General features: G+C 51.7%; 27 protein-coding genes and 1 riboswitch. Of the genes, 25 read left to right on the top strand and 2 right to left on the bottom strand.

Annotation, left to right across the window (positions count from 1 at the left end):
- Positions 1-667: 667 nt before the first annotated feature.
- Positions 668-922, bottom strand: a complete 255-nt coding sequence (locus NYE33_RS04035) for an AbrB/MazE/SpoVT family DNA-binding domain-containing protein (RefSeq protein ID WP_019914502.1) — start codon at positions 920-922, stop codon at positions 668-670.
- Positions 923-1,226: 304 nt separating this feature from the next.
- Between NYE33_RS04035 and NYE33_RS04030 the strand changes: the two genes are divergently transcribed.
- The 13 genes from NYE33_RS04030 to NYE33_RS03970 all read left to right on the top strand — a co-directional run bounded on the left by NYE33_RS04030 (position 1,227) and on the right by NYE33_RS03970 (position 13,809).
- A complete protein-coding gene (locus tag NYE33_RS04030) occupies positions 1,227-2,510 on the top strand; it encodes an HD domain-containing protein (protein ID WP_341064826.1) in 1,284 nt (427 codons plus the stop codon).
- A gap of 53 nt (positions 2,511-2,563) precedes the next feature.
- A complete protein-coding gene (locus NYE33_RS04025; RefSeq protein WP_039305744.1) occupies positions 2,564-3,334 on the top strand; it encodes a TatD family hydrolase in 771 nt (256 codons plus the stop codon).
- Between the two features lie 198 nt (positions 3,335-3,532).
- Positions 3,533-3,762: riboswitch (cyclic di-AMP (ydaO/yuaA leader) on the top strand.
- Positions 3,763-4,050: 288 nt separating this feature from the next.
- Positions 4,051-5,211, top strand: a complete 1,161-nt coding sequence (locus NYE33_RS04020; protein ID WP_042132679.1) for a 3D domain-containing protein — start codon at positions 4,051-4,053, stop codon at positions 5,209-5,211.
- Positions 5,212-5,371: 160 nt separating this feature from the next.
- On the top strand, positions 5,372-5,923 hold the full coding sequence (rnmV, locus tag NYE33_RS04015) for a ribonuclease M5 (protein ID WP_039305750.1): 552 nt from the start codon (positions 5,372-5,374) through the stop codon (positions 5,921-5,923).
- A complete protein-coding gene (gene rsmA / locus NYE33_RS04010; RefSeq protein ID WP_042132680.1) occupies positions 5,920-6,804 on the top strand; it encodes a 16S rRNA (adenine(1518)-N(6)/adenine(1519)-N(6))-dimethyltransferase RsmA in 885 nt (294 codons plus the stop codon). The genes rnmV and rsmA overlap by 4 nt, the downstream gene beginning before the upstream one ends.
- Before the next feature lie 73 nt (positions 6,805-6,877).
- A complete protein-coding gene (gene yabG / locus NYE33_RS04005) occupies positions 6,878-7,777 on the top strand; it encodes a sporulation peptidase YabG (RefSeq protein WP_042132681.1) in 900 nt (299 codons plus the stop codon).
- A gap of 226 nt (positions 7,778-8,003) precedes the next feature.
- Positions 8,004-8,279 (top strand): biofilm formation stimulator Veg, encoded by a 276-nt coding sequence (gene veg / locus NYE33_RS04000; RefSeq protein WP_036696386.1) that lies wholly within the window; start codon positions 8,004-8,006, stop codon positions 8,277-8,279.
- 125 nt (positions 8,280-8,404) lie between these two features.
- Positions 8,405-8,581, top strand: a complete 177-nt coding sequence (locus NYE33_RS03995; RefSeq protein ID WP_039305760.1) for a small, acid-soluble spore protein, alpha/beta type — start codon at positions 8,405-8,407, stop codon at positions 8,579-8,581.
- A 176-nt stretch (positions 8,582-8,757) separates the two neighbouring features.
- Positions 8,758-9,612, top strand: a complete 855-nt coding sequence (gene ispE / locus NYE33_RS03990; protein ID WP_042132682.1) for a 4-(cytidine 5'-diphospho)-2-C-methyl-D-erythritol kinase — start codon at positions 8,758-8,760, stop codon at positions 9,610-9,612.
- A gap of 170 nt (positions 9,613-9,782) precedes the next feature.
- On the top strand, positions 9,783-10,610 hold the full coding sequence (gene purR, locus NYE33_RS03985; RefSeq protein ID WP_042132683.1) for a pur operon repressor: 828 nt from the start codon (positions 9,783-9,785) through the stop codon (positions 10,608-10,610).
- A 209-nt stretch (positions 10,611-10,819) separates the two neighbouring features.
- The gene (gene spoVG / locus NYE33_RS03980) at positions 10,820-11,107 is read left to right on the top strand and encodes a septation regulator SpoVG (protein WP_036696395.1); all 288 of its coding nucleotides are present in this window, start codon (positions 10,820-10,822) and stop codon (positions 11,105-11,107) included.
- 257 nt (positions 11,108-11,364) lie between these two features.
- A complete protein-coding gene (glmU, locus tag NYE33_RS03975; protein ID WP_341064824.1) occupies positions 11,365-12,765 on the top strand; it encodes a bifunctional UDP-N-acetylglucosamine diphosphorylase/glucosamine-1-phosphate N-acetyltransferase GlmU in 1,401 nt (466 codons plus the stop codon).
- 90 nt (positions 12,766-12,855) lie between these two features.
- Entirely contained in the window at positions 12,856-13,809 is a 954-nt protein-coding gene (locus tag NYE33_RS03970; protein WP_019914487.1) for a ribose-phosphate diphosphokinase, read from the top strand.
- 92 nt (positions 13,810-13,901) lie between these two features.
- Here NYE33_RS03970 and NYE33_RS03965 read toward each other — a convergent pair whose 3' ends face one another.
- Complete coding sequence (locus NYE33_RS03965; RefSeq protein WP_341064821.1) at positions 13,902-14,102, bottom strand: hypothetical protein; 201 nt, start codon at positions 14,100-14,102, stop codon at positions 13,902-13,904.
- 92 nt (positions 14,103-14,194) lie between these two features.
- Between NYE33_RS03965 and pth the strand changes: the two genes are divergently transcribed.
- The 12 genes from pth (at position 14,195) to NYE33_RS03905 (ending at position 26,184) form a co-directional block, all read left to right on the top strand.
- Positions 14,195-14,755, top strand: coding sequence for an aminoacyl-tRNA hydrolase (gene pth / locus NYE33_RS03960; protein ID WP_042132685.1), 561 nt, complete (start codon positions 14,195-14,197; stop codon positions 14,753-14,755).
- An 89-nt stretch (positions 14,756-14,844) separates the two neighbouring features.
- Positions 14,845-15,075, top strand: coding sequence for an anti-sigma-F factor Fin family protein (locus NYE33_RS03955; RefSeq protein WP_039305780.1), 231 nt, complete (start codon positions 14,845-14,847; stop codon positions 15,073-15,075).
- Between the two features lie 131 nt (positions 15,076-15,206).
- Entirely contained in the window at positions 15,207-18,731 is a 3,525-nt protein-coding gene (gene mfd / locus NYE33_RS03950; protein ID WP_042140608.1) for a transcription-repair coupling factor, read from the top strand.
- Positions 18,718-19,752 (top strand): peptidylprolyl isomerase, encoded by a 1,035-nt coding sequence (locus NYE33_RS03945; protein WP_042132686.1) that lies wholly within the window; start codon positions 18,718-18,720, stop codon positions 19,750-19,752. Before mfd ends, NYE33_RS03945 begins: the two co-directional genes overlap by 14 nt.
- A gap of 283 nt (positions 19,753-20,035) precedes the next feature.
- Positions 20,036-20,578, top strand: coding sequence for a stage V sporulation protein T (spoVT, locus tag NYE33_RS03940; protein ID WP_039305786.1), 543 nt, complete (start codon positions 20,036-20,038; stop codon positions 20,576-20,578).
- 220 nt (positions 20,579-20,798) lie between these two features.
- The gene (locus NYE33_RS03935; protein WP_076248547.1) at positions 20,799-22,454 is read left to right on the top strand and encodes a putative polysaccharide biosynthesis protein; all 1,656 of its coding nucleotides are present in this window, start codon (positions 20,799-20,801) and stop codon (positions 22,452-22,454) included.
- Positions 22,455-22,528: 74 nt separating this feature from the next.
- Positions 22,529-24,028: a nucleoside triphosphate pyrophosphohydrolase gene (gene mazG / locus NYE33_RS03930; protein WP_076248549.1), complete on the top strand. Its 1,500-nt coding sequence runs from the start codon at positions 22,529-22,531 to the stop codon at positions 24,026-24,028.
- Positions 24,029-24,292: 264 nt separating this feature from the next.
- Entirely contained in the window at positions 24,293-24,565 is a 273-nt protein-coding gene (locus tag NYE33_RS03925; protein WP_039309509.1) for an HU family DNA-binding protein, read from the top strand.
- Positions 24,565-24,843, top strand: a complete 279-nt coding sequence (locus NYE33_RS03920; RefSeq protein ID WP_036723951.1) for an RNA-binding S4 domain-containing protein — start codon at positions 24,565-24,567, stop codon at positions 24,841-24,843. The genes NYE33_RS03925 and NYE33_RS03920 overlap by 1 nt, the downstream gene beginning before the upstream one ends.
- Positions 24,844-24,984: 141 nt before the next feature.
- Complete coding sequence (gene yabP, locus NYE33_RS03915; protein ID WP_039309510.1) at positions 24,985-25,269, top strand: sporulation protein YabP; 285 nt, start codon at positions 24,985-24,987, stop codon at positions 25,267-25,269.
- Positions 25,266-25,829 carry a spore cortex biosynthesis protein YabQ gene (yabQ, locus tag NYE33_RS03910; protein WP_341064818.1) on the top strand — a complete coding sequence of 188 codons (564 nt, stop codon included), beginning with the start codon at positions 25,266-25,268 and terminating at the stop codon, positions 25,827-25,829. The genes yabP and yabQ overlap by 4 nt, the downstream gene beginning before the upstream one ends.
- 22 nt (positions 25,830-25,851) lie before the next feature.
- On the top strand, positions 25,852-26,184 hold the full coding sequence (locus NYE33_RS03905) for an FtsB family cell division protein (RefSeq protein ID WP_039309513.1): 333 nt from the start codon (positions 25,852-25,854) through the stop codon (positions 26,182-26,184).
- The last annotated feature ends 93 nt before the right edge of the window (positions 26,185-26,277 follow it).

The raw sequence follows: 26,277 nt of genomic DNA, 5'->3' as shown, positions 1-26,277 counted from the left end.
GCATTAAATAACTGTACAGAATGCAGCTATCCATTTTTTCCAAGACCGATTATCCAATATTGCACCTAAACATTTGCCCGTATCAACTGGCTACACCAGTGTTAACTGCCACTCTGACAGATAGCAATTCCCGCAGGGAGAGCGTGCCGCAGCACGAAGGTAACATGAAGGCAAATAACCAGCACGCACCAAAGTTGCTAATCGGCTCCGACTTAAAGCGATTCGTGCAGGGAGAGCGGTTCCACACTCCAACGTCACTCAAGAGCGTAACCGCACATCCGCCGCAAGAGCGAAGCGTGCGGCGAAACACTGCGCATGGCAAGGCCCTGAGGATGCACCTTCAGGGAGTCCGAAAAGGGCCGGTCCACCGCCGAACATGACTTCCTTCCGCCCCATCTGCACAGTTAACCAAGCTTCCGGGTGTCCAGAGGGCCGGGGCCCTTGGGGGCCTCCCTATAGGGAGGGTTTGGGAGGGTAAGAAGAAGTTAAGGATTATGATCTAAGGGTTATGAATTTAATAGTTAATGTTTAAATAGGGTAAAGGGGTATCCGGGGAAAGTCCCCGAAAAAAGTGCAAAAAAATACCTCCCGCGCTAACGGGAGGCCAAGGAGATATAAAAAGGTTAGAATTAACAATTTGATTAGTTCCTATTATAACCTATTTGGTTTAGTTTGTCACAGGGGTAGGGATAGCAGAAATACATTCATGACAAACAATTTTACCTTTGAAATAGGTTACATTCTCAGCATTACCGCAGAAAATGCAGGCAGGCTCATATTTCTTAAGCATGATCCGCTCACCGTCCACGTAAATTTCGAGCGCATCTTTTTCTCCAATACCCAGTGTGCGGCGCAATTCAATTGGAATAACGACCCGTCCAAGCTCATCTACCTTACGTACAATTCCTGTTGATTTCATCATTACAATCGTTGCTCCTCTCAATTATCAAAAGCGTCAATATTCGACATTGTTCACTGTTTTATGATATTTATAATACCAACCATTCCCAAAACAGTCAACCTTTTTTGAGGCGAATTTTAAGGAAACTTTGAAGGAAACATTCATACCGCCATTGGTTAGGCATATATCCCAAAAAGAACCTCGAAAATATTTGTCGATTTGTAAATTGCTAAATTGTCATAATTCGACAAAGTACGACAATATTTATTATTATAACTGTAATTCCCCCCTATTTCTATGGATATTATTCAAAGGAGTTGATCTCATGAAGCAACCGCTGACAGAAGAGAAGGTATTTAAAGATCCGGTTCATAACTACATTCACGTCCAGGACACCATTATCTGGCGTCTGATTAACACCAAGGAGTTCCAGCGTCTGCGGCGCATCCGCCAGCTCGGTACCTCTTATCTGACTTTCCATGGCGCAGAACACAGCCGGTTTTCCCATTCGCTTGGTGTTTATGAAATTACCCGGCGGATTATATCGCAGTTTGAACGGAGCGGATATAAGGATTGGATGCCTGAGGAGAGTCTGCTTACCCTGTGTGCGGCGCTGCTGCATGATTTGGGACATGGCCCGTTTTCCCATTCTATAGAAGAAGCTTTTGAAATGGATCATGAGGACTGGACCTGCCGGATCATTCTGGAGGATACGGAAATCACCGCTATTCTGCGTGATGTAGCTGATGATTTCCCCAATAAAGTAGCCTCTGTGATCTCCAAAACGTATGAGCATGAAATTGTTGTCAATTTGGTGTCGGGGCCGCTGGATGCGGACCGGATGGATTATCTTTTGCGTGATGCCTATTATACAGGGGTAAATTACGGAACCATTGATATTGACCGGATTCTGCGGATGCTGCGCCCCTATGACGGCCGGGTAGTTGTTAAAGAATCCGGGATGCATGCGATTGAGGATTACCTGATGTCACGTTATCAGATGTACTGGCAGGTCTATTTCCATCCGGTAACACGCAGCTCGGAAATTATTCTGCGCCAGATTCTCCGCAGAGCCAAGGAGCTGGTGCAGGAGGAGTATGGTTTCCGGTTCATGATTGAGCCGCTAAGTGATTTGTTCCGCGGGGATGTAACGGTGGAGCAGTACCTGCTGCTGGACGAGGCTTTGATGCAGACAGCCTTCATGCAGTGGACGCTGGAGAAAGATGAAATTTTAAGCGACTTGTGCAGCCGGTTTATTCATCGTAAACTGTATAAATATGTGGAGATGGAGCATCTGGATACAGAGACAATTGACGAAATCCGCCGCAGCTTTGCCGGTGCCGGACTGCGTGCTGATTATGATCTGGAAATCGATTTTCCGACAGATCTTCCTTATGATGTATTCCGTCCGGGGGATGCTTTTGACAGCAAACAGATTCTGCTTCTGGACCGTCATGATAAGCTGCGGGAGATCTCAGAGGTATCGGATATTGTACGCTCAATCAGCGGGATTCACCGAGGCAGATACCATCTCTATTTCCCGCAGGACAGGCTGCAGAAAGCCCTTCCACAGCTGCCGCCCTCCATCGCAGATATTTTTGCAAAATAACCTAAAATACTTGTAATTCATCATAGAAATCAAGGCGGAAAGGATGAAATATAATGCAGTTATTCGACACACATACCCATCTGGATGCTCCGCAATTCGACGAGGACCGCGAGGAGGTAATCGCCCGGGCGCTGGAGTCCGGAGTCAGTAAAATGATCAATATCGGCTTCAACCGGGAGACGATTCCGACAACGATGGAGCTCGCAGAGAAATATGATTATATTTATGCAGCGGTGGGCTGGCATCCACAGGATGCATTCAGTATGAAGGAGGGCGACCTCGAATGGATCGCTTCGCTTTGCAGTCATCCCAAGGTAGTGGCCATCGGTGAGATCGGACTTGACTATTATTGGGACACCTCTCCTAAGGATGTGCAGCATGAGGTATTCCGCAAGCAAATTGGCCTGGCTCGTGAACTGAAGATGCCAATCTGTATCCATAACCGCGATGCCCACGAGGATGTAATCCGGATTCTGCGGGAGGAAAAAGCGGGTGAGGTTGGAGGGGTGATGCATTCGTTCTCCGGCAGCTGGGAAAGCGCCAAAATGTGTCTGGATCTCGGCTTCCATTTGTCCTTCGGCGGACCGATTACGTTTAAGAATGCAAGGGTGCCCAAAGAGGTGCTCGCCCAGACTCCGCTGGACCGGCTGCTGATCGAAACGGACTCCCCATATTTGACTCCGCACCCCTTCCGCGGCAAGCGGAATGAGACCGCACATGTAAGACTGGTAGCGGAGGCAGCTGCGGCAATAAAAGGGATTGATTTACAGGAATTGGCTGAAATTACGTATGCGAACGCACTGGAACGATTTGGGATTGTCTGAAAACGGGAGAAAAAGCGGTGAAAAATGAAGTATAGCCGATATATTAAACTTTTATAGTCTAAAAACGGCTGAATATTACAATATTTTAATCATTTTTTTACGTAAACGTGGTTGAATCGTCCTTTACAACATGCATCAAAACAGGATATCATCTTTTCAGTGCAGTGAGCTGTTGTTACTGTGACAGTCACTATTTCATGGATCGTCTCGCTGAGTCTCCGTATGGAGAACGGGGGAACCAATAAATGCCCTGCCGCATGCCCGTACATAGAGTACAACACAGAATTGCCGCAGAATTTATTTGATTTCTTCACGTGGTCTTTGGGGTGAATTTGAGGGCAACCGCCGTGAGCGGGTGACCTGAGATAGGGCGTCTCTCTTATGCCCGAACCCGACAGCTAACCCCGTAAGCGCAAGTAAGAGAGGAAACCTCGTGCATAAACATTCCCGCGTATTCGACACCGGAGAAGCCACGAAAGAGTCCTCTGTGAACTCTTTTTTGGGCTTTTTTTTGTTTTGAATAATGCGGATGTTCCCGGCATACTGTTATATAACAGATATCCGGAGTAGCTATGCCGAGCAGGCGATCCATGAGCAGGAAACGCTGGAGCAATGCGGGCGTATCCTGTTGCAATCTCAAACCTAGTTTCGTCAGAAATGATGCAGTCACCTTGATATAACTTGGACGACGGGGCTATGTAAGGAGGATGGAGAGAGTGGGCGTATTCCAACCAGAGGTATCCCATGATTCGCAATCATCCAGCAGGTCTTTCGCATTACGGTTGAAGCAAGTGAATCCTCGCGTACTTTCACTTGCAGGTGTGATATCGATTGTTATCGCACTGTTAATTCTGCTGTACGTACACGGTCAGAGTAATAAAGAAATTATTTTAGTTATAGACGGACAGGTACAGACACTGGAGACGCGGGAAGCGCTGCTCAGTGATGTGCTGGCAAAGGAACAAATTTCGCTGCAGCCGTATGATGAGCTATCTATTGGCCTTAGTGATGAAATACAAGACGGCGACCGTGTCGTAATCACCCGTGCGCAGAAGCTTGTGCTTACTGCAGACGGTGCAACCAAGACCATATACACCACCGAGGATTCGCTCGGAGATGCCATTACCAAGCTGGGTTACAGCCTGGAGGGCAATGACAAGATTTTCCCTTCGCTTGATACCGCAGTCACACCCGACATGGAAGTCAAGATTGTCCGTATTACCAAGCAGACCGTACAGCGGACAGTAAACTTGCCTTTTAAGGTCATCAAAACCGCAGACCCCTCTCTGTATAAGGGAGACGTAAGAGTTGCACAGGCAGGCAAGCCGGGCGCGATCATCCAGCATATCGAGAAGATATATCAGGATGGGGAGCTAGTCTCCATGAATATGGTCGGCAAGGAAGTTCAGACGGTAACCAAAGATAAGGTTATTGCTGTCGGTACCAAAGCGGTTCCGAAGCCTGTTGTAGCTGCTGCAACTACATCCAAAGCAACAACAACCTCCAAATCATCCAAAGTCAGTGCGAAGAGCAACAACGTCACGAGCAAGGCAGGCGTAGATTTTGAATACAAAAAAATGATCAAAAACGTATCCATGACGGCTTATTCCTCGGAAGAACCGGGAATTGGAACACGCACCGCCTCCGGCACACGCGTAACGGAAGGCCGCACTATTGCAGTGGATCCGAATGTAATACCAATTGGCTGGTGGGTGTACATTGAGGGATTAGGGTTTCGCCGAGCAGAGGATACCGGCGGTGCCATTAAAGGCAACAAGGTGGATGTTTACTACGATTCACTGAGCCATGCCCGTAATTTCGGCCGGAAGTCGCGGACCATCTATGTGATTGGACCTGTGAAGCCGGAGCTTAACTAAGCGGCAAGTCTTTTGCAAATTAGCGGTTTATAAGATATAGTGGGGGTAGCACTTACGGAATTTAGAGAGCTGCCGCTCATCACTTATACATTCTTTAGCCAAAAAGAAGGGGAGCGAATCCTCTTCTTTTTGCGTTTTAGAGTAAGGGAGTAAATTATTTATGATTAAAGAATTAATTGTCGTCGAAGGTAAAAGCGATACCGTGGCCGTTAAGCGGGCCGTAGAAGCGGATACGATTGAAACAGGCGGTTCCGCAGTGGACCGCAAGGTCATTGCGAAGATTACATTAGCCATGGAACGCAGAGGGGTTATCATCCTCACGGATCCCGATCATGCCGGAGAGCGAATTCGCAAAATTGTCTCCTCCAAGGTACCCGGATGCAAGCACGCATTCATTCCGGAGAAGGATGCTACCCGCAAAGGGGATATAGGTGTGGAGAATGCCTCGCCTGAGGCCATCCGCCATGCGCTGGAGCATGTCCACACTTCTTTTGAAGGGGCACCGGCTGTAATCGGGCTGGATGATCTTATGGCCGCAGGCATGATGGTACACGCACAGGCAGCAGAGAGAAGAATGCAGCTTGGCAATCTGCTGGGTATCGGTTATTGCAACGGCAAGCAGCTGTACAAGCGTCTGGCGATGTTCGGTATTACACGCGAAGAGTTCGCGCGCGCTCTCGCCCAAATTGATCAGGGAGGCATTACTTCATGAGCGACACTCTGAATATCTCATCCCCAACTAGAACCAAAGCAATCATACAGCGGTACGGGTTTTCGTTCAAAAAAAGCCTGGGCCAGAACTTTTTGATCGACCAGAATATTCTGGACAAAATTGTCGATGCCGCAGGTCTGGATTCTGCAGCAGGCGCACTGGAGATTGGCCCGGGTATCGGAGCCCTGACGGAAAGGCTGGCGATGACAGCAGGAGCGGTCACAGCGGTGGAGATTGACCGCAGACTGATCCCGATCCTCAGGGATGTCCTGTCACCCTATCCCCATGTAAAGATCCGCAATGATGATGTACTGAAGGTCAACATGCAGGAGCTGTTTGCCGAAGATTTTGCCGGTGTGGACCGGGTTAGCGTAGTAGCCAACCTCCCGTATTATGTGACGACCCCGATTCTCATGAAGCTGCTGGAAGAGAAGCTGCCGCTTGATAACATCGTCGTTATGATCCAGAAGGAAGTTGCCGAACGTATGGCTGCTTCTCCTGGGGGCAAAGAGTACGGAAGTCTTAGTATTGCCGTCCAGTATTACAGCGAGCCCGAGCTGGTCTGCATGGTACCCCGGACAGTGTTCATTCCGCAGCCGAATGTAGAATCAGCCGTCATCCGTCTGAAGGTCAGAGAGCGTCCTCCGGTTGAAGTTGCCGACGAGAAGCATTTCTTCGATGTTGTCCAGGCATCCTTCACCCAGCGGCGCAAGACGATCGCCAATAACCTGAAGGCCCGCTACTTCGCTGAAGAGGGGCGTGAGCGTCTGGAGGCCCTGCTGGCTGAAGCAGGGATAGAGCCGTCCCGCCGCGGAGAGACACTTAGCCTGGAGGAATATGCGCGGCTAAGCGCTGTCCTGCTGGCTGCAGGAATCGTATAATCAGCAGAAAACACTCCGGGTGATGAACCAACCGGGACCTTTGCCCATAACATGGGGTAGAGGTGGTGTTGTAATGAATTTAGGAGACTTGGTCATACGTAAATCTTATGGCGGCGATGTGACTTTCCGGGTAGAGAATATAGTGCAGAATAAAGCCGTCATCAAGGGGACGGAATTCCGGTTGCTGGCGGACTCTCCGCTGGATGATCTGGTGCAGGTGCCTCCTACCCGGATTACAGAGCGGGGGCAGCAGGCGCAGATCAAAGCCATAGAATCCCTGAGCTGGCTGCGCAAAGACCGTCAGGAGCAGAGCCAGCGCAGCGGAGAGAGTGTATCCGGGACCTGGACCCAATCTCCCAAGGAAGCTGCTTACTTTGAAGTGCCGGGTAAGGTGCTGCATTTGGATGGCGATGCGCTTTACCTGAAGAAAAGCCTGAGTCTGTATGAGCAGTTGCGCATACCCGCCGAAGGGCATCATATTCATGAGTCCAAAATGGCGGAGACCTTATACCGGCTGCTGCCCCGTGTGCGTCCGGATATCGTGGTGATTACCGGTCATGACGGAGTACTTAAGCAACAGCAGGGTTATGATCTCTACAGCTTGAGCAGCTACAAAAATTCACAGAATTTTGTTGCGGCTATCCAGGTTGCCCGGGAGTATGAGCGGAATTTCGACGCCCTGACGATTGTTGCAGGGGCCTGCCAGTCGCATTTCGAGGCGCTGCTGGGCACAGGGGCGAATTTCGCCAGCTCACCGGGAAGAATACTCATTCATGCCCTGGACCCCGTCTATATTGCGGCCAAGGCTTCATTCACATCGATCCGCGATACGGTCAATTTGAGCGATGTATTGAACCATACCATCAGCGGCAACCAGGGAATGGGTGGAATTGAGACCCGCGGGAGCTTCCGTATCGGGATGCCCCGGCTGCAGAATCTTGCTACCCTGAAGGTGGCGCCTTCGGTGCTGTAGCGGCGGATATAGAGAAGGAAGGATAAGCGATCCGGCTTATCCTTCCTTTTTTCATGGGCAGATTTGCGTTCAGCATTACCGATAACAAGGCGCTTAAGCCGGGACTACTTGCTTCTAAAAAAATTCCGTTGACAACTATTTTAGCATCATCTATAATTATTTATTTGCTTTGACAATGATTGTGAAAAGTTGTATAATGGACAAGGAAAGAGGTGGTCGTCAGGCAATGGCTAATAACGCGCTGTTGGAAATCAAACGCAGTCTCGAAGCTCACGTCGGTCATAAGATCACGTTGCGGGCTAACGGTGGTCGTCGCAAGACCGTTGAACGTACCGGTGTCCTGGAAGAAACGTACCCTTCTGTATTTATTGTCAAACTGGATCAGGAGCAGCAAACCTTCAAGCGAGTCTCCTATAGCTATGCCGATATCCTTACTGAATCTGTGGAAATCACAGTTACCGAAGACGATGGGCAGATGCGGATTATGTATATTAAAGCTTAGCGTCACGGACAGTCTCCCTGCAGGGGGGCTGTTTTTTGTTTTTCCGCTGCATGACCTGTGCCCCTTGGCCGCATACTACATAAGCAGTAGCTCATCATCCAATAGCATACAGGGAGGAATCCGTAATGAGCCGCAGAAGACGGGGCATGATGTCGGAGGAACTGAAGACAGAGCTGGCCAAGGAGCTTGGATTTTATGAAACGGTAGAGCAGGAAGGCTGGGGCGGAATCCGGGCAGTTGACGCCGGGAACATGGTCAAGAGAGCGATTCAGCTGGCTGAACAGGCTGCACGGAAATCGTAACGCCGTAAAGCTGGGGTCTGCAGTTGTAACCTGGGTATCGCCTGCTGGCGGTACCTTTTTCCAAATACGGGGGTCCGGAGAAGCTTACTCAACTTTTGTTAATGGACTTCACTGCCAGTTTCTCATATAATATGTTAAGTTGTTTTTACGGGAAAAGCTGAGGGTGGGTGAACGCCTTGAAAATGTATGAGAAAGCGCCGGCCAAGATTAATTTGATGCTGGATGTGCTGCATAAGCGCGCTGACGGATTTCATGAAGTGGAAATGATTATGACTATGGTCGATCTGGCCGACCGTCTGGAGCTCTCCGAGCTGAAGCGTGATTCCATTATTATCTCTAGCCAGGCCGGGTATATTCCGCTGGACGAGAAGAATCTGGCCTTCCAGGCCGCAAGACTGATTAAAGACCGCTATAACGTGAGAAGCGGTGTACATATTCACTTGGACAAAAGAATTCCGGTCGCTGCCGGCCTTGCCGGCGGCAGCAGTGACGCCGCGGCTACGCTGCGCGGCCTGAACCGGCTCTGGCGCCTCGGGATCCCGGCGCAGGAGCTGCAGGAACTGGGCGCCGAGCTGGGCTCGGACGTCCCGTTCTGCGTCACAGGAGGCACTGCCCTGGCTACGGGCAGGGGAGAACGGCTGACGCAAATAGCGAGTCCGCCGCAATGCTGGGTCGTCCTGGCCAAGCCGCCGATTAATGTATCGACGGCTGAGGTGTACGGACGCGTACGCGCGAATAACATCGCGGTTCATCCGTCCGCACTCCGGATGCAGCAGGCGATTGAAGCCGGCGATTTCTCGGCGGTCTGCGCGGGCCTGGGCAATGTGCTGGAGGATGTGACCTTGAAGCTGCACCCGGAGGTACAGCAGCTCAAGGAAGCGATGATGAAGCTGGGGGCAGACGGGGTGCTGATGTCCGGCAGCGGACCGACAGTATTCGGCCTGGTATCGAAGCAGTCCAAGGTAGCAAGAATCTATAACGGGCTCCGCGGATTCTGCAAGGAAGTCTATGCCGTGCGTTCGCTGAGCTGAGCCGGAAGGCACACAGAAACGGTTAGCGCTGCTCCAGTCAGCTTAACCGTTTCTTCTTGAGCGAAGCACAAGTCAACTCCAAAAGGACGGTATAACCGTTTTCGCTTGTGTAAATCCGTACAAAAATGATATTATTCATAATAATATTCGGTTTTGGCGAGGAGCATTCCGTGAAGAAACTTAAACGAAGCCAGCGATTGGTTGATATGACCCAATTTTTACTTGAGAAGCCGCATGATCTGCTGCCGCTCTCGACCTTCGCAGAGCGGTACGGTGCAGCGAAGTCATCGGTCAGTGAAGATCTGGCTATTATAAAAGAGGTATTTGAAGGTGAGGGCATGGGCGAACTGCAAACCCTGGCGGGTGCTGCAGGCGGAGTCAGGTATATTCCGCGGATGCCGATGGACATGGCCCTTGCTTTCGTGAACCGTCTGTGCGGGCAGCTGGAGCAGAGTGACCGGATTCTGCCCGGCGGGTATTTGTACATGTCCGATCTGCTGGGACTGCCGTCCCTGATGGAGCAGGCCGGTAAGATTATTGCTACGGCTTTTTACGGAGTAGAGATTGATGTTGTGATGACGGTGGAGACCAAGGGGATTCCGCTGGCTTATGCGACGGCTGCGCAGCTTGGGCTGCCTGTAGTACTGGTGCGCCGCGACCATCAGGTGACCGAGGGTTCGGCGGTAAGCATTAACTATGTCTCGGGTTCGCACAAGAGCATACATACGATGTCGCTGTCCAGACGGGCACTGCGTGAGAAATCCCGGGTGCTGATCGTGGATGACTTCATGAAGGCGGGCGGTACCGTACGCGGGATGGTTGATCTGCTGGGTGAGTTCAATGCTGAGGTCGCCGGTGTAGGCGTACTTGTAGAATCTGGAGCGGTGGAGAAGGAAGAACGCCTGCTGCATGATTACGTATCGCTCGTAAAGCTTACTGAGGTAGATTCCAAGGTGCGGCGCATTTCCGCGTATCCCGGCAACTATTTCCCCTCCTGAGGGAGCTGGATTTCCAAGATTAAAAACCCGTGCATAATGTCGAAACCGTGAGGAATCTTAAGATAACAGCACGAAATGTGTCGAAATCAATGGTTCTGCAAAAATAATCTTCTTTATCAGGTATTTTATGGAATGAAAAAGAAGGAATTCGCTTTGCTGTGTGGAATTATACACCAAGTCTCTGATGGAAAAAGGTGGTGAACACACACATGCAAATTACGGATGTCAGACTCCGCCGCGTCAACTCTGAGGGGAGAATGAAAGCAATCGCATCCATTACAATCGATAACGAGTTTGTTGTTCATGACATACGCGTCATCGATGGTAATAACGGGATGTTCGTTGCAATGCCCAGCAAGCGTACACCTGACGGTGAATTCCGCGATATCGCTCACCCGATTTCTTCGGGAACGCGCGAAAAGATTCAATCTGCGGTTCTGGCCGAGTACGAACGCGCCGCTACGGAAGAAGAAGAAGTCATTGAAGAGGGAGCTTAAGCTGTGAAGCGCTGACTCTCAAGGATTGCTGCCCTCCCGGGCGGCGTAAAGCCATGCCGTTTTTTTAAGATAAGACTTTTTATGTTTTGGGGCCCCCGCAAAGTACCTGGGTCAGCCTCGAAGCCAAAGCCCCACTTTGTGGGGGGATTTTATTGGGGTTCGAAGAAAAGGGAACCATGCCTTCATGGTTCTCTTTTCTTTTTGCCCGGAATGAGATATATTCAGTAGTGAGTTCAAGAAGTAGGAGGTTGGCATTCTTGAAAAGAATGGCTGTTGTACTTGCTGCAGGCCAAGGCAAGCGCATGAAATCTAAATTATACAAAGTGCTGCACCCCGTCTGCGGCAAACCGATGGTAGGGCACGTGCTTGATACAGTAAAGGCGACCGGATGCGAGCGTACAGTCGTCGTCGTAGGTCACGGCGCTGAGAAAGTTAAAGCTAATGTAGGCGACAGTGCCGAATATGTGCTGCAGGATATCCAGCTTGGAACCGGGCATGCCGTCAAACAAGCCAAAGATCTGCTTGGCGGCGAAGAAGGAACTACGATCGTAATCTGCGGGGATACTCCGCTGGTAATGACCGAGACGCTGGAAGGGCTGATGGCGCTGCATGAAGCGCAGAAAGCTGCCGCAACCGTCCTCACCGCTGTTATGGAGCAGCCTGCCGGATATGGACGGATTATCCGTGGCGAAGACGGCGGAGTGCAGAGGATTGTAGAACAGAAGGACTGCACAGAGAGCGAAGCCGCTGTCAGCGAAATCAATACAGGAACTTATTGTTTTGATAACGTTAAGCTATTTGCCGCTCTGGAGAAGGTAACCAATACCAATAACCAGCAGGAATATTATTTGACTGATGTTATCGGTATACTCCGGGCACAGGGAGATATCGTTCTTGGATATCAGGCCCATGATGCTGCAGAGTCTATTGGTGTGAATGACCGCCTGGCATTGTCCGAAGCGGAAGGCTATATGCGTGAGCGTATCAACCGCGGGCATATGCTGAACGGCGTAACTTTAATCGATCCTGCCTCTACCTATATTGGAGCGGATGTTGTCATTGGAGCAGACACTGTGCTGTATCCGGGCACTGTGCTCAAAGGCAAGACGGTAATCGGCGAAGATTGTGTGATCGGACCTGCGAGCGAAATTGAAGACTGCGTGATTATGGACGGTGCTGTAGTGAAGCACTCCGTACTGAGTCAGGCTGAGGTCGGCGCACGGGCTTCCGTTGGGCCTTTTGCGTATTTGCGTCCGGGTGCCGTGCTTGGCGAAGAGGTCAAGATCGGCGATTTCGTGGAGATCAAGAATGCTACAATCGGTGACGGCTCCAAAGTGTCCCATTTAAGCTATGTCGGTGATGCCGAGGTCGGTAAGAATGTGAATATCGGCTGTGGTGCCATCACTGTTAACTATGATGGCTACAATAAGTCGAGAACAGAAATCGGGGATGATGCCTTTATCGGCAGCAATGTGAACCTTGTAGCTCCGGTAACTGTGGGCAAAGGCGCATTCGTTGTAGCGGGGTCAACCATCACTCGTTCTGTTCCGGAGAATGATCTGGCTGTTGCCAGAGTAAGGCAGGAGAATAAGCCGGGTTATGCGGATAAGATCCGCTCCCGTGCCAAAGCGAAGAAAGACCAGTCGAGTCCATCGTAAAGCGCCCAAGGCCAAAGCGCCGGACGGACTCTGCAAATCCGCGCCGGTGCTACTTGGAAGTTAAATTCCGTCACGGAGGGTTTATATTTTATGACTTATTGCGATTCCAAACTAAAGATTTTCACCTGCAACTCCAATCCTAAGCTGGCCAGTCAGATTGCCGATTATATCGGTATTCCGATGGGCGAGTCCCACACTACCAGCTTCAGCGACGGAGAGATTCAGGTTAAGCTGTCGGAAAGCGTCCGGGGCTGTCATGTATATATTGTGCAGTCCACCTGTGGACCGGTTAACGACAATCTGATGGAGCTTCTGGTTATGGTAGATGCGCTTAAGCGTGCGTCTGCGAAGAGCATCAATGTCGTCATTCCTTACTACGGTTATGCGCGCCAAGACCGTAAGGCCCGTTCACGCGATCCGATTACGGCCAAGCTGGTAGCGAACCTGATTGAAAAAGCGGGTGCACATCGCGTCATTACCATGGACCTTCATGCGATGCAAATTCAAGGCTTCTTCGATATTCCTGTGGATCATCTGCTGGGTGTTCCGATTCTGGCCCAATACTTCCGTTCCAAGCAAATTCAGAACCCGGTTGTCGTATCTCCGGACCATGGCGGTGTTGTGCGGGCAAGAAAGCTTGCTGATTTCCTCAACGCTCCACTGGCGATCATCGACAAGCGCCGTCCTGAGCCGAATGTTAGTGAGGTTATGAACATTATCGGTAACATTGAAGGTAAAACAGCGATTCTGATCGATGATATCATCGATACGGCAGGAACGATCGTGCTGGGGGCCAATGCTCTGATGGAAGGCGGCGTGAAGGAAGTCTACGCCTGCTGTACACATCCTGTATTGTCCGGGCCTGCGCATGAACGTCTGGAAAACTCTCCAATCAAAGAAATTATCGTGACGGATACCATTCCAATTCGCAGTAGTAATCCGACAAGCAAGCTCAAAGTACTGTCCGTAGCTCCGCTTATGGGCGAAGCTATTATTCGTGTGCATGAAGAGCTGTCGATCAGTAAACTGTTCGAGATCGAATAAGCTGCTTATATTAGAAAAAGGGTTACACCTCCGTGAAGCGGAAGATGTAACCCTTGTCGGCGTGATGCGGGAAACGGAGCGGCTGGTACGTTTCAGTATCCCGGGCGGGAGATGAAGGTGAACAGGCTGCGGTTGTATAGCGTCCCCTGGAGCTCCACAAAGCCTTCATCCACCGCTGTAATCACACCGATGTCTACATGAGCGCTACCCCTAAATACTTCAACAGGCACAACATATTGAATATGGTACTGGAAATGGCGCGGTAATGTTAAAATATCGCCCTGATGTGGCATTGTTCATCACCTGTCTTCGGAGTATAAACTTATTGTACCAAAAACGGAACTCTTCTGCTGGGAGTACCGGGCGGAAAGGATAGACCTTAGTTATGAAATGGATTGTTGGACTTGGAAATCCCGGAACGCAATACGCGAAGACCAAGCATAATGTTGGCTTCATGGCGCTGGATGAGCTTGCGTCCAGACACGGAATTGCCTTTAACCAGAATAAATGCAAAGCGGTGATCGGCGAAGGTGTCATTGGCGGAGTTAAGACCGTACTGATTAAACCGATGACTTTCATGAACCTGTCCGGTGAGGCGGTCCGCGCTTATATGGATTATTACAAGGTCCAGCTGGAAGATATGATTGTTGTCTATGATGATCTGGATACGGAGCTGGGCAAAATCCGGCTGCGCTATCAAGGCAGTGCCGGCGGACATAACGGAATCAAGTCGATCATCCAGCACACAGGCACCCAGAGCTTCAACCGGGTGCGGATGGGGATCTCACGTCCTGAGCCGGGATTTGCAATTGTCGATTATGTGCTGTCTACGTTCTCCAAGAAAGATGGACCCAAGCTGGAAACGATGATTATGGATACTTGTGATGCAGTGGAATTTGGCCTGCAGCATACATTTGAGCAGACCATGGCCAAGTTCAATGGCTGATTACAAGGTATAGGGTGCAGTAATTTAAGGCTAAAGCTATCCGGGGCGGGGCATACTGGAGGTATATACTACCTTCAGGAGGCATATAGATGGCAATAAACTATGTATGCAGGCACTGCCGGACATTCTTAGGAAGCATCGGCAGAAGTGATATCACAGAGATGCAGCTGGGCCTACATTCCTTGACCCCTGCGGAACGCAGAGATATAATAGCGTATGATTCAGAAGGTGAGATTACGGTGAAGGTTACCTGCGGTTACTGCAAGCAGGCCCTGGATAACAATCCGGAACTCAGCCTGCTGGCCAGTCCGCTTCAGTAGGTGGAAGCGCCTGTCTCTATCGTCATCCGCAAGCCTTGGCCTTATCCGCTGAGGCTTGTTTTCGATTCTAATTATAATAGGTGGCAGCGGCAATGCTGCTGTCAGCCTGTTTAGTAAGAGAGGTGCACCTGTTGTTACAAGGTCTTATAGAAGCTTTTTCGAAGGATCCCGATTTTCAGTCCGTCACCAGCGGTATCGCTGCAGGTATGAAGGAGCAGCTTATCTCCGGCTTATCCGGCTCGGCCAGACAAATTATGCTGGCTGCGCTGCATGAAGAGACGGAGCGTCCGCTGCTGGTAGTCACTCATAATATGTTCTCGGCCCAGAAGATGGCCGAGGATTTGCAGGAAGCGCTTTCTCCGGACCGTGTGCTGCTGTATCCGGCTAATGAGCTGGTAGCTGCTGAAGCTGCAGTCTCGAGCCCCGAGACACTCGCTCAGCGTATTGATGTGCTTACGAAATGTGCCAAGGGCTTCCGTGGAGTTGTAGTTGTTCCGTACTCCGGCGTCCGGCGGCTGCTCCCCGCCCCTCATGTGATGGCCGGAGCCCAGCTGACCGTTTCGCAGGACGGTACCCTTTCGCTGGATGAATTCCTCATGTCCATGATTGAAATGGGCTATGAGCGTGTCGAGCGGGTGGAGAACCGCGGTGAACTCAGCGTGCGCGGCGGTATTATTGATTTCTATCCTATGACTTCTCCACTGGCTTACCGGGTGGAGCTGTTTGATGATGAAGTAGATTCCATTCGTACTTTTGATCCCATAGACCAGCGGTCTATTGATAAGGTCCGCAGTGTGAAGATTACTCCGGCCAAGGAGATTATCGCCGATCAGCTGCGCCAGGATGCGGCCTCTACAGCTGCGTCAGCGCTGCTGGAGCGGCAGCTCGAGAAAATGAGCGACCGTCAGGCCAAGCTGCGTCTGCGTGAGGAAATGGGCCGGGAGCTGGAAATGCTGCGCGAAGGCACTTATTTTCCGGAAATCTATAAATATATCAGTCTCTTATATCCTGAACGCTCTCATCTGTATGATTACATGGCACAGGATACGTTGCTTGTGCTGGATGAACCGGCCCGATTGCTGGAAACTGCCAAGCAGCTGGAGCGCGATGAGTCAGAATGGAACCTGCATCTGCTGCAGAACGGCAAAACGCTGCCTGACCTGCATCTTTCTGTCGAGAGCGATGTGATTATGTATCACCGCCCGTTCCAGAGCTTGTTCATGTCGATTTTCCTGCGTCAGGTTCCGCATATTCAGCCGCAGAATATCCTCGGCTTCATCAGCCGGGGAATGCAGGATTTCCATGGGCAGATGAATGTGCTGAAATCCGAGATGGAACGCTGGCATAAGTCCGGCGTGAAGGTTATTATGCTGGCCAATGGCGAGGAGCGGATGGAGCGTGTCCGCCGGGTGCTGGACGACTACGGGATTGAAGCGCCGACCATCCTTCAGGGCAACCTGGGCTCCGGTTTTGAGCTGCCTTCCATTCATTTGGCTGTCATCACTGAAGGTGAGATGTTCTCGCAGAAGCAGCGCAAGGCGCGGAAGGTCTCCAAGGGTATTGACAATGCCGAACGGATCAAGAGTTATACGGAGCTGAAGATTGGCGATTATGTGGTTCACCAGAACCACGGGATCGGCAAGTACATGGGCATCGGCACGCTCGAGGTCAGCGGGATTCACCGCGACTATATGCATATTCTCTATGCGGGCGGCGACAAGCTCTCGGTTCCGATTGAACAGATCGATCTCATTCAGAAGTATGTCGGTTCAGAAGACAAGGAGCCGAAGGTATATAAGCTTGGCGGCAACGAGTGGACGAGGGTTACCAGCAAAGTACGGAGCTCGGTCCAGGATATCGCCGATGATCTGATCAAGCTCTACGCCGAACGCCAGAGCGCGCTCGGTTATGGCTTCGAGAAGGATACGCAGGAACAGCGTGAATTCGAAGAGATGTTCCCGTATGAGGAGACCCGTGACCAGCTTCGCGCGATCGAAGAGATCAAGAAGGATATGGAGCAGAACCGTCCGATGGACCGCCTGCTCTGCGGAGATGTGGGCTACGGCAAGACTGAAGTGGCGATCCGGGCTGCTTTTAAATCAGCGATTGAGGGCAAGCAGGTGGCAGTACTCGTGCCAACGACGATTCTGGCGCAGCAGCACTATGAAACCTTCCGTGAGCGCTTCGCCAACTATCCGCTGAACATTCAGGTGCTGAGCCGTTTCCGCAGCCGCAAGGAGCAGAATGACACCATTAAGGGAGTAAGACAGGGTACCGTGGATGTGGTTATAGGCACACACCGTCTGCTGTCGCAGGATCTGGTGTTCAAAGATCTGGGTCTTCTGATTGTCGATGAAGAGCAGCGTTTCGGCGTGACCCACAAAGAGAAGCTGAAGAAGCTGAAGACCAATGTCGATGTGCTGACCCTGACGGCAACGCCGATTCCCCGCACTCTGCATATGTCGATGCTGGGTGTCCGGGACTTGTCAGTTATTGAGACGCCACCAGAGAACCGCTTTCCCGTACAGACGTATGTTGTGGAACATAGCCAGACCCTGACCCGTGAAGCGGTAGAGCGGGAGCTTGCCCGTGGCGGCCAGGTCTATTACCTCTATAACCGCGTCCAGGGGATTCAGGAAATGGCTGCACAAATCTCCATGCTGGTGCCGGAGGCAAGAGTAGGCATCGGCCATGGGCAGATGTCGGAGTCGGAGCTGGAGAAGACCATTCTCGACTTCCTCGATGGAGAATACGATGTGCTCGTCAGCACAAGTATTATAGAGACTGGCGTGGATATTCCAAACGTCAATACGCTGATTGTGCATGATGCCGACAAAATGGGACTTTCCCAGCTCTATCAGCTGCGCGGCCGTGTGGGCCGTTCTAACCGGATAGCTTATGCTTACTTCACGTACCAGCGGGATAAAGTACTGACAGAAGTGGCTGAGAAACGCCTGCAGTCGATCAAGGAATTCACGGAGCTTGGTTCAGGCTTCAAAATTGCCATGCGCGATCTCTCCATCCGCGGAGCAGGTAATCTGCTCGGTGCGGAGCAGCACGGATTCATCGCTTCTGTTGGTTTCGATCTGTATTCGCAGATGCTGGCGGAGGAAATCCGCAAGCGTAAAGTCAGCGTGCTTGGTGAAGAGGATACTTCGCTGAAACAGGGCAATACCGTGATTGATTTGTCGATTGACGCGTACCTTCCATCCGAGTATATTTACGACAGTATCCAAAAAATTGAAATCTATAAAAAAGTCGCTGCGGTGGCTACTTTTGAGGATGCTTCGGAGCTTGAGGATGAGCTGCTTGACCGGTTCGGCGAATTGCCGGAGGCCGTCATCAATCTGCTCTCTGTGGCCCGGCTGAAGGTATACGGCAAGCTGTACGGTATGGAATCCATGGTCCGGCGGGGCGATGAGGTCTCACTCAATTTCCATGAAGGAAGTATCGGCGCGTTTGATACGGCGAAGCTCGCCAAAGTTGGAAATAGCTTCGAAAGACGTGTACAATTTGATAAGGATGCGAAAGCAACGATCCGCATCAAGTCCAAAGACTTGGGCGACAAAGAGCTGCTTGATCTGCTGGAGCAATTCCTCGCGGCAGCCAAACAGTCTTTAAAATCGAAGGGAGAATTACACAATGTCGTTAAATAAAAAACCATGGAAAGTGCTGCTGGTCTCACTGGTTGCAGCAGTTTCCTTCTCAATGCTTGCTGCCTGCAGCAACGACAGCAGCGATGATACAGCCGTGGCAACTTATAATGGCGGAACGATTACTGCGAAGGAATTTGATCTGGATACCCGCGTAATGAAATTCCTGTCTCCGCAGCAGGCGCAGTATCTGGAGATTGATATGTTCAAGGAGTCTATCCTGAAGCAGGAGGTCGCGTTTGAGTATCTGGCCGGCCAGGCAACGGATGAGGCGAAGAAGGCAGCAGAGAAAGAAGTCGATACACAGATTGAGACGATCAAGAGTAGTCTGGGCGACTCCTATAAAAGCTCTCTGAAGGAGCAGGATCTTAGCGAATCGGACCTGCGTTCTTATATGCAGCGGGTGCTTACCGTTTATCAGGACATGCTGCTCAAAGTAACGGACGAGCAGGTGAAGACAGAGTACGAAGCGATTAAAGCTGACTTCACCGTAGCTACACTGCGTCATGTGCTGGTTGGCTTGACGGATGGTGACGGCAAGGAGCGTACGGATGCAGATGCGCTGAAGCGTGCCAATGAAGCCAAAGCGAAGCTGGACGGCGGTGCAGACTTTGCGGCCGTTGCCAAGGAATATTCGGACGATACCAGTACGAAGGATACCGGGGGCTTATATAAGGATACGCTTCTGTCCAAATACGTAGAAGAGTTCAAAGCCGCAGCCCAGACGCTGCCGCTTAATACAATTAGTGATCCGGTGAAGAGCAGCTACGGATATCACGTCATTAAAGTTGAAGCCCGCAAGGAGACAACCTTCGACAAGCTGACGGCAGAGCAGCTGGAGACCGTTAAGAGCTCAGCAGCTTCCGCCAGCCTGGAGTCGTTCCTCGAAAAGGATCTGGATAGCCTGAAGATTGAGATCAACCTGCCGAAAAGCACCGCCGCAGCCGATGAACCGGGAACAGCAGCTACTCCAGCCCCGGCTGATGCCACAGCAGCTCCGGCCGCTACAGAAGCAGCCAAATAATTTTAAAGGTGGACAAGCCGTCTGATGCGCCAAGCATCAGGCGGCTTTTTTGAACAGACTGGAGCAGGTATAGAATGGTGAATTTAAGAACATAACTGGAATGATGCGCCTGTTGTGTTTGTGATTTTGCATGAACTATTTTAAACAGGCGGCTTGAATGTATAAGGAACTGGGAAGAGATGAATACTATGGTCAGATATTACGATAAATCACTGGGATTAACCATTCCCATAATGGACAGTAGTTGGACCATACTTCTTAAGAAAGCGGGGCAACATGTGAAATGAAAGCTACTGGAATTGTACGCCGTATTGATGACCTCGGACGAGTTGTTATCCCTAAAGAGATTAGACGCACCTTGCGGATTCGGGAAGGAGACCCTCTGGAAATCTTCGTCGACCGTGATGGTGAAGTTATATTGAAAAAATATTCTCCGATTGGCGAGCTGGGTGATTTCGCTAAAGAATACGCGGAGTCACTGTTTGAGGGAACAGGGCATATTACCATGATTACGGACCGGGACACCTTCATCGCACTCGCCGGCGGCTCCAAGAAGGATTATTTGGAGAAGCAGGTTGGCGTGCTGCTGGAGAAGGTAATGGAAAGCCGTAAAACGGTGCTTGAGACTAATGGGGGCAGCTACGACATCAGCAAAGACCACACGGAGTTGCTATCCAGCTATGTGGCAGCACCCATTATCTCCGGCGGAGATCCAATCGGCTGTGTAGTACTGCTGAATAAGGATGACACGGTAAAAATGGCGCAGATGGAAGTGAAGATGGCTGAAACAGCCGCAGCCTTCCTGGGCAAGCAAATGGAGCAGTAAGAGATTGGCCTATAGAACCCCGCTTATCCTCTGGGTATGAATCCACAGGAAATGGCGGGGTTTTGTTGTATCAGTGAAGCCATTTCCACTTACAGGCATACTTAAGCTATAATATAGAAATTCATTCTAATATGATGAACTTAAGAATGGGGACTTTCTTGTAACATGCTTAAGTTCACGTTCAATAATATGGCAGTCACGCTGTAGAAGCAGGTATATCATGAAATCAGACACACAGGGCTCTAAGCTGCTGCAAGGTGCATTTATTCTTAGCGCGGCAGCTATTTTCTCGAAACTGATCGGCACCCTGCAGAAGATTCCGCTGCAGAACCTGGGTGGTGACGCAGCATTCGGTATCTACAATACGGTCTATCCGCTATATACGATTCTGGTCACGGTGGCCATGCTGGGGTTGCCTGCAGCTATCTCACGGTTCGTAGCAGAGACATCTGCTGCGCAGGATGATCAGGAAGGACGGCGGGTGCTGCGCCTGTCAGCGGGCATTACAGCAGTCTCCGGGCTGATTCTCGGGGTTCTGGTCTATACCGGAGCTCCGGTTATTGCTGTGTGGGTCGGCAACTCCCATATTACCCCTGCTCTGCGCAGCAGCGCCTGGGGACTGGCAGTAGTACCGCTGATGGCTGCTCTGCGCGGTTACTTCCAGGGGCTGCATAATATGATGCCGACCGCTGTGTCACAGGTCGTAGAGCAGTCGGTGCGTGTGGCAGTCATGATCGCACTGCTGCTCTATCTGACAGCGGCCGGTGCCGATGCGGCGGGTATTGCCGCCGGCGCATTGCTCGGTCCTGCTGGCGGGGGATTGGCAGGTTTGGCCGTTATGCTCCTCTATTGGCGCACTTACCGCCGCCGCGGGCTGCAGGCCGCTATGCTTCAGGTTCCGTCCAGAGGGAAGCTAGCCGCAGCTGAAGTCCGCCCGGAACGCGGCGCGAATGCCCGTAAGCTGCTGGCTTACGGACTGCCGGTGATGCTGGGCGCTCTGGCTATGCCGCTGATCGGCCTGGTGGATGTGTTCACGGTTCCCCGTCTGCTGACGGGAAGCGGCAGCAGTGAGACGGCCGCTATGGCCCAGTTCGGCATCTATAACCGCGGACTGCCGCTCGTCCAGATCGTAACCATGCTGGCCACCTCATTGTCGGTAGTATTCATTCCGGCTCTGGCAGAAGCGAAATTCCAGCGGAACGAGGACCTTATCCGCACGCGCATCACGTTGTCGCTGCGCTGGTTCTGGCTCCTGGGGCTGGCCGCATCCGTAGGCCTGGCCGTCCTTGCAGAGCCGGTTAACACGGCTCTGTATGGGGACGCTGCCGGCAGCAGTGCGATGACCTGGCTGGCCTTCACCGCCGCCGGCGGCACGGTCAGCATCATCTCCGCCGCGCTGCTGCAGGGCCTTGGCGCCGTGCGTGCGCCGGCGCTGCACCTTCTGGCCGCCGCTGCGCTTAAGGCGGCCCTGAACCTGCTGCTGGTCCCGCAGCAGGGCATTACCGGTGCGGCCATCGCCGGCGTGGCCGCACATCTCTTCGCAGCAGCGCTGAACGTGCTGCTGCTGCACCGCCAGGGCTATCTGCGGCTGCGCTTCGCAGATGCCCTGCTGAAGCCCGCCGCGCTGCTCGCGGGCCTGGGGCTGGTTGCCGCGGCCGTGAGCCTCGCCGCGGGCAGAGCGGCGGACGCGGCCGGCTTCGGCGGCGGGCGGACCGCTGCGCTGGCGCAGAGCCTGCTCGGCGTGCTCGCAGGCTGCGCCGTCTTCGGACTCGGCGCAGTGGCGCTGCGGCTGCTCAGCGAGAACGAACTGCGCCAGCTTCCGGGCTTCGGCCCCCGGCTGGCGGACAAGCTGAAGAAGCTGCGCCTGTTCCCTTAAGGCTTACTAATAATTTACATAGGGCCACCGGCTGCACGAGCAGCAGGCAGATGCCCTGAAAGGAGTAGACAGGCATGAGCGCAATACTAACGGTAGTCGGTCTTGGCTCCGGCAATCCGGACCGGCTGACACTGGGCATTATCAAGAAGCTCAAGGCGGCATCCGCCATTTACGTGCGGACCGCAGAGCATCCCGCTATGGCTGCACTGGCTGAGCTTGAGATTTCTTCGGAGTCTTTCGACGGGCTGTATGAATCGTTATCCTCCTTCCCTGAGGTCTACGAAGCCATTACGGCCACCCTGATTGAGAAGGCAGCGGCGGCTCCGCAAGGCACAGAAATCGTCTATGCCGTGCCGGGACATCCCATGGTTGCTGAATCCGCTGTATCCCTGCTGCGCCAGCGCTGCCCGGAGGCCGGCATTGAGCTGAATATCCTTGGCGGCGAGAGCTTCCTCGATGAGGCGTTCGTCCGTCTGGGCTTTGATCCGATTGAAGGATTCCAGCTGCTGGATGCTTCGGGCATCCGCAGCTCCCAGCTCCATCCGGAGCTGCACACGCTGATCGGACAGGTCTATGACAGCTTCACTGCATCAGAAACCAAGCTCTGCCTGATGGAGCTGTATCCGCCGGAGTATGAAGTAATTGTCGGACATGCTCTCGGTGTAGAGGGCGAGGAGCAGATTCTGCGTGTGCCGCTGTATGAGCTGGACCGGCTGGACGGATACGGCAACCTCTCGCTGGTGTACGTTCCGATCAACCGTGCAGAGGATGCGCGAAAGCGTACGTTTGCCCGGCTGCATGAAATTGTCGATATTTTGCGGAGTCCCGAAGGCTGCCCCTGGGACCGTGAGCAGACGCATGAGTCTCTGCGCAAGAACCTGATCGAAGAGACTTATGAGGTGCTGGAAACGATTGACGAGGATGACCCGGACCATATGAAGGAAGAGCTGGGCGACCTGCTGCTCCAGATTATGCTTCATGCTCAGATGGAAGAGGAGCTCGGCACATTTAGCGTCTATGATGTAATAGAGGGGCTGAATGATAAGCTGATCTTCCGCCATCCGCATGTATTCGGTGACCAGGTTGCCGGCAATGCCGAGGAGGCGCTGCAGAACTGGGATGGCATGAAGGCCGAAGAGAAGCGGCGCAAAGGCGTGAAGCCTGAAGCGTTATCCGCGCTCAGCGGGGTTCCCCGTGACCTGCCTGCACTGATGAAGGCTTACAAGCTGCAGAAGAAGGCCTCCAAGGTGGGATTCGATTGGGATAATACCGGGGATGTCCTGGCCAAAATCCGTGAAGAGGTCGACGAACTGCAGGAAGCGATTGAAACGGGGCTGTCTGCCGAGGAGCAAATGCTGGAGCTTGGTGATCTGCTGTTCGCGGCAACCAATGTAGCCCGCTTCATCGATGCCGATCCGGAAGAAGCGCTGACCCGCACAAACCGCAAGTTTATCTCCCGGTTCCAGTACATTGAGCAGCGACTGCTTGATAGAGGTACTAGTGTTCAAGACAGTAGTCTCGAAGAGATGGAAGCCCTCTGGCAGGAAGCCAAGACGGAAGAGCGGAGCCAGTAGGGTATACAGTGCCGGAGAAACGGTAATGCTGTGAACAGGACCTTAAATCTCTGATTTGAAATGCAAAGAGAGGTTTATAATGTTATAGTGCTATAAGCCCCGGTTCTCCCGCCAGATGTTACATTTTTAAAAAAAACGGCGGATCATGGCAGGAATTGAGGGTAGAATCAAGAATATCATAAAGACGAAATGACGTTTTGCGGCAACTTCTGCCAGCAAACTGATTTTCATTTATTTTTTGTATCCTAGGAGGAACTTCAAATTATGAACAAGACAGATCTGGTAAACAACATTTCCGAAAAAAGCGGATTGGCCAAAAAAGATGTAGAAGCAGTACTCAACGGGGTTCTGGGCGAAATTACAGAAGCTCTGGCAAGCGGAGATAAAGTGCAGCTGATCGGATTCGGTACTTTTGAAACCCGCAAACGTTCCGGCCGTACGGGCCGTAACCCGCAATCGGGCACACCTATTGAAATCCCTGAATCGACTGTACCGGCCTTCAAGGCAGGTAACAAGCTTAAAGAAGCCGTTAACTAATGCGTCTGGACAAGTTCCTGAAAGTTTCCCGTCTGATCAAGCGCCGCACCGTGGCCAAGGATGTGTCCGAACAGGGCCGGGTACTGATCAATGGACGGGAATCCAAACCGAGCAGCACTGTGAAGATCGGTGACGAGATTACCGTGCAGTTCGGCCAAAAGCTTGTGACGGTCAAAGTCGAAAAGCTGGTGGAGACCACCCGCAAGGACGAGGCCGCCGGAATGTATACCCTGCTCCGTGAAGAGCCTGTGGCCAAAAGCACCGGACTCGACTGGTAAGGCAGATATTCAAAGGCAGTAACCGAAAGCGTAACTTTACTCTATGTGAAGTTGCGCTTTTTTACGATGCATGGCACGCCTTCATGTTCTATACCCTGTCCTTCCGTCATAGATTAGAACCAAGAAGGAGGGGTACATGCTATGATCGAGCCAGCCAAAGTCAATAAACAACATGATCTGCACATGCACAGCCGTAAACAGGTCGAACTTACGGGCGTGCAGAATGTAGAGAGCTTTGACAGCGAGGAGTTTCTGCTGCGTACGGAACTCGGCCATCTCACCATTCGGGGAAGTCATTTACATATCAAAAATTTAAGTCTGGAGAATGGATTGTTGTCACTTGAAGGCAATGTTCATTCCCTGATTTATCTGGATCCCGGTACGCAGGGCAAAAATAAAGGGATTCTCCGTAAGCTGTTCAAATGAATCCCGCGGTCCAATGGATCACCCTGTTCTACATGGTACTGGCCGGCACAGCCATGGGACTGGCCTATGACAGCTACCGGGTGCTGTCGCTGAAGCTGAGCTTTCCCAAATGGCTGAATGCGCTGCTGGATCTGCTGTACTGGATAGCGGCTGCCCTGTTCGTCTTTCGCATGCTTTATGCCGGAAATCAGGGACAATTGAGGTTTTATGTCTTTCTCGGACTCTTTCTAGGTGTATGGATCTATTTTTTGATCTTCAGTGTTACGGTACGGCGTTTTGTGTTAATGTTAATTCAGTCGGTTCAGTATACGTGCAGGATGCTATGGAAATGTATTGAGATCGTGATCGGATGGCCGCTTCTCTGGCTGTGGCGCCTTGTGAAGGGAACGCTGCTGCTGCTCGGCCGGATCCTGCTCTATATTTTGAAGCTGCTGCTGCGTCTAACCAAGCCAATCTGGGTACTTCCTGTAAGGTGGGTCTCTCCGTATCTTGCCCGGTTCTATCACAGTGCCAGGATGGCGAGGATCACTAAATGGATATCGGAATGGCGGAAACGCTGATCTTGAACTGGGGGTACGCTGTATGAACAGATTCTCTGCGGAAGAGAAGAATAATAACAATAAGGCTTCGGCCGCAGGCGCGAAGAGAAGAAAGTTTATATGGATTTTTGTAGTAGCGGTATTCTTCGGCTGGGCCGGGTTTACTTTCTTTGCCCAGAGTTCAGCTATTGCCGACAAGACTGAACAGCTTGCGAAGAAGCAGCAGAGCAATGAAAGTGTCACAGCTTCGCTTAACCAACTGAAATATGAAGTCTCGCGGCTGAATGATGATGAGTATATCGGACAATTAGCGCGTAAATGGTATAATATGTATCCAGAAGGTGAATCACCTATCCGCACAGAGCAATCTGAGTAATAAAAGCAGGCTAAAAGGGGCTTTCGCTCTGTTGCCTTGCTTTGTTCTTTACTGTATAATCAAATCACCGCAGACAGGATGAACTTAATATTC

This window comes from Paenibacillus sp. FSL R10-2199 (genome assembly GCF_038000235.1).
GTDB classification, from domain to species: Bacteria; Bacillota; Bacilli; order Paenibacillales; family Paenibacillaceae; genus Paenibacillus_AQ; species Paenibacillus_AQ phytohabitans.
Note: the sequence above shows the minus strand (reverse complement) of the source record. Positions and strands in the feature narration are given on the sequence as shown.